Annotated in this window: 5 protein-coding genes; 2 read left to right on the top strand and 3 right to left on the bottom strand. The window is 74.2% G+C overall.

From position 1 onward, the window contains the following. Positions 1-190: 190 nt before the first annotated feature. The 3 genes from AB0L34_RS33035 to AB0L34_RS33025 all read right to left on the bottom strand — a co-directional run bounded on the left by AB0L34_RS33035 (position 191) and on the right by AB0L34_RS33025 (position 3,008). Positions 191-898: a hypothetical protein gene (locus tag AB0L34_RS33035; protein ID WP_363709514.1), complete on the bottom strand. Its 708-nt coding sequence runs from the start codon at positions 896-898 to the stop codon at positions 191-193. 327 nt (positions 899-1,225) lie between these two features. Then, positions 1,226-2,347 (bottom strand): DUF3626 domain-containing protein, encoded by a 1,122-nt coding sequence (locus AB0L34_RS33030; protein ID WP_363709512.1) that lies wholly within the window; start codon positions 2,345-2,347, stop codon positions 1,226-1,228. Between the two features lie 184 nt (positions 2,348-2,531). Beyond that, positions 2,532-3,008 carry a VOC family protein gene (locus AB0L34_RS33025; protein ID WP_357461524.1) on the bottom strand — a complete coding sequence of 159 codons (477 nt, stop codon included), beginning with the start codon at positions 3,006-3,008 and terminating at the stop codon, positions 2,532-2,534. Between the two features lie 108 nt (positions 3,009-3,116). On the opposite strand from AB0L34_RS33025, the gene AB0L34_RS33020 reads away from it, so the two are divergent. Then, complete coding sequence (locus AB0L34_RS33020) at positions 3,117-3,299, top strand: hypothetical protein (protein ID WP_363709510.1); 183 nt, start codon at positions 3,117-3,119, stop codon at positions 3,297-3,299. Beyond that, positions 3,296-4,234: a sensor histidine kinase gene (locus AB0L34_RS33015; protein ID WP_363709508.1), complete on the top strand. Its 939-nt coding sequence runs from the start codon at positions 3,296-3,298 to the stop codon at positions 4,232-4,234. The genes AB0L34_RS33020 and AB0L34_RS33015 overlap by 4 nt, the downstream gene beginning before the upstream one ends. The last annotated feature ends 2 nt before the right edge of the window (positions 4,235-4,236 follow it).

Here is a 4,236-nt window from a genome sequence, read left to right as displayed (position 1 = left end):
GTGCCCGGCGCAGGGATCAAGCCTGACCGCCCGGAGCCGGGCACGGCGGGCCACACCCCCACCACCACGCACCGCAACCCAACACCCGCCAAAGGAGGCACAGCGCCGGAAGAGCGCTCCGCCGCAGACGCAACCGGCCGGCCCCGAAATCGGGACCGGCCGGTCGGGTCATGCGGTTGTCACACGGTCGTCACCAGAGCTGGGCGACGATGTCCGCCGCCTGCTCCTCCCACTGCGCGTACGCGAACGGGTAGGCCGAGACCTGCACCGTCTGTGCGGCGGAGGTCAGCGGCAGGTCCTGCCAGCCGCCGACGTTCTTGAGCGCCTCGAAGAACGCCCGCGAGGCGTACTCGGGGTCGGTGATCTGGTCGGGCGAACCCCAACCCGACGACGGGCGCTGCTGGAACAGGCCCTGCGAGTCGTGGTCGTTGTACGCGCCCAGGTGGCCGAGGTTGTAGAGCTTCGACTCCTGCAGCGACGTCGCGATGCCGATGACGGCGCCCCGCTCACCCACGCCGGTCTCCTTGGCCTCCTCGATGATGGCCTTGGCGTTGGCGAGCTGCGCGTCGTCGAGCGGGATGCGCGACTGGGCACCCTGCACGCCGTGCGGGATCAGCTCGTCCCGGGCGGGCTTGTCGGCGACCGGCTTGGCCGTCTCGCCGCCGGTGGTCAGGGCCGACTCGTCGCTGGGGGCCGACTTGCCCTGGCCGGTGGCCTGCTCGATCGCGGCCACGGCGCCCTCGTGCGGCGTGCTGGTGACAGGTGCGGCCACGGCCGTCGGCCCGAATGCCAGGCCGCCGAGGGCGGCGACACCCACGACGCTCAGCGCGATCTTGCGGTTCGAGTCCTTCGAGTCCTTCGCGATGGCCGGGAGCCACCGAGTGAAGTCGTACTTCACGATGGTTGCCCTTTCGGTCAGGCGAAGCGCTCCGTGCTGAGCGCTCCTCGGGGGAACTTCCGCGCCGGAGGAGGTTTCGGTTCCGGCGGTACGGGGGACACAACCAGCTTGACCTGTCGGGCATTCCGGATATGAGCCGGTGGTGGCCTGCTGCGGTCGCCGTCACTCGGCACGCGGGACGGGCGAGGACACTCCCCTGCGTTCGGCGCGGGGAAAGATGAACCGGACGATCGATCCAGGCCGGCCGAGTCCGGACCGGAACAGTCTGAACACGGTCACCGCGAGGCCGGACCGGTGAGGGCCGGCACGGTGCCGGACCGGATCGGCTCAGGCGGCGTGGGGTGCGCCGAACCGGACGAGGACGTGCCAGAGCTGCTTGAGGTGCTGGAGGGTGACCTCGGCCGGCCCCCGGTCGGCCCAGCGGGACGGCTCGGTGACCACGGAGACCGCCGCGCGCCCGATCAGGGCGGCGTCGACCGGATCGCCCGGCCGGGCGAACTCGGCGTGCACCCGGGCGGCCAGCGGGGGGATGGCCGGCCCCCGGAAGTCGGGATCAATCCGGTCGACGGGAAGCGCGAAGCCGGCGTGCCAGTGCAGGGCGACGCCGTGCCGACGGGCCAGCGCGTCGAGGGTCTCCCCGGCCTCGGTGCCCCGGAAGGACGGGTCCACGACCACCGCCTCCACGTCCCGGGCCAGGCTCAACTCCCCGTGGATCTGGGCCTCGATGTAGTCGTCGAGGGCGCGACCCGCGGCGCCGGGGGCCCACGCGGCCTCCTCGCGGCGGCGCAGCAGCGCCCGGACCAGGGCCACCACGTCCCCCGGCACGCCCAGGCTGACCCCGGTGCTGTCGGTCGCCGCGAGCAGGGCCGCCAGCACCGGCTCGAAGACGTCGACGGTGCCCAGGTCGCGGGGGCCCAGGTGACTGTCACCGAAGCAGAACGTCGCCCGGGCGAGCACCTCGGGACGCAGCCGAAGGTGGCAGGAGCCGAACCGGGGGCTGGCACCGTCCGGGTGGTCGAGCAGGTTCAGGCCGCCGTACTTCGGCCGGTCCGTCGGGGGCACGCCGGGCACCTGGTAGGCGCCGCCGAAGAGCGTCTCCTCCCAGCGGTCCCGGTCGCCCCCGGGGAAGGCGGTCAGCCCGCCGTTGGAGATGCCGGTCTCGAACTGGCTGCGGTAGACGCCCTCGGCGGCGAGGGCCGACGCCACCGTACGCCCGTCGGCGCACAGCCGGTCCGGGTGGAAGTTGAGGGTGAGGCGGCCGTGCCGGCCGACCGCGGCGATCAGGCGCTCCGGCCGGTGGGTCACGCCCGAGCCCGCGAGCGCGCGGGCGATGACGGCCAGGGCGGCGGGGCGGTCGCGCAGCGCCGCCGCGCGGACGTGGCCGATCGCCGCGCGCTGGGCGGGGCTCAGTGCCGCGTCGACGGCGGCCGGACCGGCGGTGGGGTGCACGGCTGCGAATACTTCTCGCGCGCGGGCCGGGGCGCACCCGATTTTCGGTGCCGGCCGGAGCTGCGTCGTGCGGCGGCGGCAGCCGGTCACCGACCTGTCCGGCCCCGGCCGATCCCGGTTCCGCCCTGCCGCCCGCGCCGTCGTTGCCGGCCACGGTCCGAACGGACCGGCAAACGCCTTTCGGTTACTCCTCGCGCGCCCGGTCGGTGCCGAAGCCGTCGAGGGTCGCCCGCTCGTCCGCGCCGAGCAGTTCCTGGAAGAGCGTGATCTGCAGGCCGGCCGGGGCGTCGAGGCGCGCGTTGAGCGACTGCCACGGGGTCACGGTCGGCGGGGCGATCTCGGTGGCGCCGGCGGAGACCAGGCGGCGGGTGGCGGACCGGCTGTCGTCCACCTCGAACGCCACCCTGATCTTAGGGGCGACCTGCCGCCCGACCTCGACCTCGTCGATCATCCGCTTCTGCGCCGGGTTGGCGATCTCCAGCGTCGCCCGGCCGGCGTCGAGGATCACCACCCGCGCGTCGCCCTCCCCCGTGAAGGCGGCCTGCTCGGGCAGGCCCAGCGCGTCACGGAAGAACCCGACCGCCGCCTCGTAGTCCTCGGCCTCCACGACCAGACGAAGCTGGCGTACGGCGGGTGGGCGGCCGGCGTCGTCCGTCGTCATGCCGGCAGAGCCTAGTCGGTCACGGTGCGCCGGGCGCCTACGGTTCACCCGCTGGGCCGGTACCGAAACCGGGGATTACAGTGGGAGCGCCGACCGGAAGGCAGGGAATTGACTGTTGGTGCGGTGGTCGACCAGGCCGCCCTGGGGGACCACGTCTGGTGGGCCGACGACGACGAGACCGACGCGCTCGCCGCCGGCGGCCGCTTCGTCACCCCCCGTCCCCGCCACGGTCGGGCCGCCGCCGGGTCCCCGGGCACGTCGGGCCCGTACCCGGTGGGACGGGCGGCATGACCGGGCCGGGCGGCACAGCGGGCGCTTTCGTGCACGAGGGCCTCTTCTATCGCGGCCCGGACGAACTGTTGGCGGGCACGGTGCCGTTCATCACCAGCGGGTTGGCCGCCGCAGAACCGGTGCTGGTCGCGATGCCCGGCGCCAACCTGTGGCAGGTCCGCGCCGCGGTCGGCGCGATGGACGGCGTGCGCTGGGCGGACATGACCGAGGCCGGCCGGAACCCGGGGCGGATCATCCCGTGGGTTTTGCAGGCGTTCATCGACGAGCACGCCGGCCGGCGCGTACGGATCATCGGCGAGCCGATCTGGGCCGGGCGCAGCGACACCGAGTATCCGGCCTGCGCCCAGCACGAGGCGCTGATCAACATGGCGTTCGCCGGCCGCGACGCCACCATCCTCTGCCCGTACGACGTGGCGGGTCTCGACGACGACGTGCTGACCGACGCGTGCGCCACGCACCCGGTGCTCGTCGACGGCGCGGGGCGGCGGTCGAGCGGGGCGTACGCCCCGTCGGAGGTGGTCGCCCGCTACAACCTCCCGCTGCCGGCACCGGCGGAACCGGTCGCGGCACTGGCCTACCAGGTCGACAGCCTGCCCGCCGTGCGTGCGTTCGTCGCCGGCCACGGCCGGGTCGCCGGGCTGGACGAGGACCGGGTGGCCGACCTGCAGATCGCGGTGACGGAGCTGGCCACGAACAGCATCGCGCACGCCGGGGGCGCGGGCGTGCTGCGGGTCTGGCGGACCGCCGAGCACCTGGTCTGCGAGATCCACGACGACGGCTGGCTGGCCGACCCGCTGGCCGGCCGGTTGACTCCGGCGAAGGACGGCGTCGGCGGTCGGGGCCTGGTGATCGTGCAGGCGCTCTGCGACCTGGTCCGGGTGTACAGCACCGCCGTCGGCACGACGGTCCGCCTGCACATCCGCCGCCCGCTCTGACC

Source organism: Micromonospora sp. NPDC052213, from assembly GCF_040679695.1.
Classification (GTDB): Bacteria; Actinomycetota; Actinomycetes; order Mycobacteriales; family Micromonosporaceae; genus Micromonospora.
This window is presented reverse-complemented; position numbering and strand designations above follow the sequence as displayed.